The organism is Shewanella sp. 11B5 (assembly GCF_002836795.1).
GTDB lineage: Bacteria > Pseudomonadota > Gammaproteobacteria > Enterobacterales > Shewanellaceae > Shewanella > Shewanella frigidimarina.
The window spans coordinates 1-3,680 of the sequence record NZ_PJAP01000634.1 but is presented as its reverse complement, the minus strand read 5'-3'; the positions used below and the strand labels follow the sequence as shown (position 1 = coordinate 3,680).

At 42.4% G+C, this 3,680-nt stretch carries 5 protein-coding genes; all 5 read left to right on the top strand.

All coding sequences use genetic code 11. From position 1 onward, the window contains the following. Window positions 1–302 (top strand): NAD-binding protein (locus CXF78_RS14595; RefSeq protein ID WP_180957157.1); only part of this gene is annotated, 302 nt, incomplete at its 5' end. Between the two features lie 12 nt (window positions 303–314). Beyond that, window positions 315–1,073, top strand: a complete 759-nt coding sequence (locus CXF78_RS14590) for an SDR family oxidoreductase (RefSeq protein ID WP_102037211.1) — start codon at window positions 315–317, stop codon at window positions 1,071–1,073. 201 nt (window positions 1,074–1,274) lie between these two features. Further along, window positions 1,275–1,481: a hypothetical protein gene (locus tag CXF78_RS14585; RefSeq protein ID WP_011636819.1), complete on the top strand. Its 207-nt coding sequence runs from the start codon at window positions 1,275–1,277 to the stop codon at window positions 1,479–1,481. 7 nt (window positions 1,482–1,488) lie between these two features. After that, entirely contained in the window at window positions 1,489–2,433 is a 945-nt protein-coding gene (locus CXF78_RS14580; RefSeq protein ID WP_102037210.1) for a DMT family transporter, read from the top strand. A 101-nt stretch (window positions 2,434–2,534) separates the two neighbouring features. Further along, a complete protein-coding gene (locus CXF78_RS14575; RefSeq protein WP_102037209.1) occupies window positions 2,535–3,455 on the top strand; it encodes a M14 family metallopeptidase in 921 nt (306 codons plus the stop codon). Window positions 3,456–3,680: the final 225 nt, after the last annotated feature.

The window sequence follows — 3,680 nt, the reverse complement described above, 5'->3', positions numbered from 1 at the left end:
TAGATCCTAAAGTGTTGTCTGATATCATGAAAGTCAGTAGCGGCGGTAACTGGACGTTAGAAAAGTACAACCCATGCCCAGATGTGATGGAAAATGTGCCGTCGTCAAAAGGTTACCAAGGTGGTTTTATGGTTGACTTGATGGTTAAAGATTTAGGGTTGTCGCAAGAAGCGGCAGTCGCCTCTAATTCAAGTACACCTATGGGTTCCTTGGCTCGTAGCTTATATGTTAATCATGCTCGCCAAGGCCATGGCCGTCGCGATTTTTCGAGTATTTTTGAACAATTTTCAAAGAAAAAATAAAGGATTCAGTTGATGGAATTAAAAGATAAGGTTGTCGTCATTACTGGCGGAGCAGGTGGGTTAGGTTTAGCTATGGCGCATGATTTAGCTGCCCAAGGTGCTAAATTGGCGCTTATCGATGTTGATCAGGCTAAACTTGAACAAGCTTGTGCTGATTTAGGTTCTGTAACTGAAGTTCAAGGTTATGCATTAGACATTACCGATGAAGAAGATGTGGTCTCTGGCTTTAAATTTATCGTTGAAGACTTTGGCAAAGTGAATGTATTAATTAACAATGCCGGTATTTTACGTGATGGGCTAATGATTAAAGCCAAAGATGGCGTAGTGACTGACCGCATGTCATATCAGCAGTTCCAATCTGTTATCAATGTTAATTTAACTGGCACCTTTTTATGTGGTCGCGAAGCCGCAGCAGCGATGATTGAAACCAAGCAAGCTGGGGTTATTATCAATATCTCTAGCGTTGCTAAAGCCGGTAACATGGGACAATCTAATTATTCAGCGTCTAAAGCGGGCGTTGCGGCTATGGCGGTGGGTTGGGCAAAAGAGTTAGCTCGCCATAATATTCGCAGCGCAGCAGTTGCTCCTGGAGTTATTGCTACCGAAATGACCGCAGCAATGAAACCAGAAGCATTAGAGCGTTTAGAAAAAATGGTCCCAGTAGGGCGCTTAGGTCAGCCAGAAGAAGTGGCTGCAACGGTGCGATTTATTATCGAAAACGATTACGTTAACGGTCGTGTATTTGAAATTGACGGCGGTATTCGCTTATAAGCGATAGAGTGATGCTTTTGCTCATTATCTGTTCGCTCAGAGCAATATAACGCGTTGAGCACTTTCATATAATGAATGTGATTGGTATTCCCTGTATTCAGTTTGTTATGATGTTGTCACGCCGAGCTTATGCTCGGCGTGGCTTTTTTACTTTTAAGGATTAATGACGTGGCGAAGTTAGAATACCTGCTAAAAAAAATCATGCTAATCGTAGGCATTCTGGGCGTGATTATTATCTATGGCGGATTTTTGTATTTATTATTTTCAGGTCGCTCAACTGCTGCGCTACCGTGGTTTTTACTCCTTTCACCGTGGATTTGTGTTTACTTTGGTTTAACCCACGTACAGCAAGTGGCTGTAATACAGTGGTTTACTCATAAATTTAGTTTCAAAAAATCGACTAAGTAACTCTGTTATGTCTAGCTTATCCGCATTTTTATCAAGGTTTTCTATCGCTTTGTATACCTTAATTGCCTTGGTCGCGTTTGCTGCCAATTCAGTTTTGTGTCGCATGGCGTTATCGACTCAACAAACTCCGGCACTCATCAACCCCAGTAGTTTTACTGCTATTCGTTTAATCGCAGGTGCGTTGGTATTGTGGTTGTTAATGCTGTTGCGAAGTACTAAAACCACAGTGAGTAACTCTACTAGCCGTGGCAGCATGTTTGCAGGGGCATTGTTGTTTATCTACGCGGTGACTTTTTCATACGCCTATGTGTTACTTGATACCGCGACCGGAGCACTGATTTTGTTTGCCGCAGTGCAAATTAGCATGATGTTAATTAGCTATTTTCAAGGCCAGCGGTTAACGCTACTTGAGTGGATAGGCGCATTATTGGCATTCAGTGGATTTGCTTATTTAGTATTACCTGGCGTAAGCGCGCCTTCGATGACCGGATTAGTATTAATGGCGATCAGCGGTTGTGCTTGGGGCGGGTATACTTTGTTAGGTAAAAAGTCAGTTAACCCATTATTTGATACAGGTTATAACTTTATTCGCAGCCTACCTTTGGTTGTGGTGATGGTATTGGTGGTGTGGCTCCTGCCTCAATTAACCTCAGCGACACAATTAGTCTCAATATCACAAGTAACAGTATTGTCTGTTAAAGGCATATTGTTAGCAGTGTTATCGGGTGCAATGGCATCGGGTATTGGTTATGCGTTGTGGTATCAAGCATTGCGCGGACTCACATCAACCCATGCTACGGTTTTACAGTTAACGGTACCTGTGATTGCCGCAGTGGGCGGTATTCTCTTTTTAGATGAAGTGATCAGTTTTCATCTTAGTGTATCGGCGGGCATTATTTTTGTTGGGATTGCATTGGTTATTTTTGCTAAATCCCATCCAGTTAGCCAGTAAAACGGCATATAAGTAAACAAATAGTTGAGCAATAAACATCAGTTAACAACAAGTGACTTACACATACATAACTCAATAAAATAAACGATTAACGAGGTTATATGAGCAATTCAACACCGTATCCAATTGGTACACCAGGTCAAAAATGGACCGACGCAGACAAAGCACAATGGTTGGCACAAGTTGCCATAAAGCGCTCATATCAAGATGAAGTGGTGAGTAAACTGGCTCAGATTAATGGTCCGTTTGAACAGGTACAATACGGCGCATTATCTTATGACGCTGATAAATATCCACTGTTTGCGTTTAAATCTCAGCAATGGGATAGCAATAAGAAAACCATTCTGGTGACTGGTGGAGTACATGGTTATGAAACGAGCGGCGTACATGGTGCTATTCAGTTTTTAGCCACTAAAGCACAGGATTATACTCAGTATTTTAATGTGGCCATCGCGCCGTGTGTTAGCCCGTGGGGTTATGAGACCGTTAACCGTTGGAATCCTAAAGCCATCGATCCTAATCGCTCTTTTTATGCTAATAGTCCTGCAGAAGAGTCTGCCGCGCTGATGGCATTTGTGGCAAGTTTGGGAGATGTATATGCCCATATCGATTTACATGAAACGACTGACACTGATGAGTTAGAGTTTAGACCTTTGCTGTCTGCACGTGATGGCGTTGAATACGATAAAGGCATTATCCCTGATGGTTTCTATTTAGTCGGCGACAGTGATAACCCAACTCCAGCCTTCCAAAAAGCAGTGATTGATTCTGTGGCTAAAGTGACTCACATTGCGCCTGACGACAATGGACAATTAATTGAAGTGCCGATAGAGCAATTTGGGGTGATTAATTACCCGGTTAAAAAACTCAGTTTATGTGCCGGGATTACTGACAATCACTTCAATACCACTACTGAGGTTTATCCGGACAGTCCACACGTGACAGCACAAGAATGTAACGATGCTCAAGTTGCTGCCATTAATGGTGGATTAGATTACATAGTGGCTTATTTAGAACTGTAAAACGCTTATGCGGCTAGAGTGATAGCGATATTTCTATAAAACGTTTTACATCTCAGTGTTAGGGCGCAATCTGCGCCCTCATCTATAACTGCATTTTGAGTGGTAACGGGGGTGAATACTCGCTACCACTCTCATTAAGTGTCCTGCCTTTATTTACCATCTTAGCCCTACAGCATTTAAATTTTCTAGCAGCATGTCGCTTTGGTGTTGATGCTTTCAGCATAG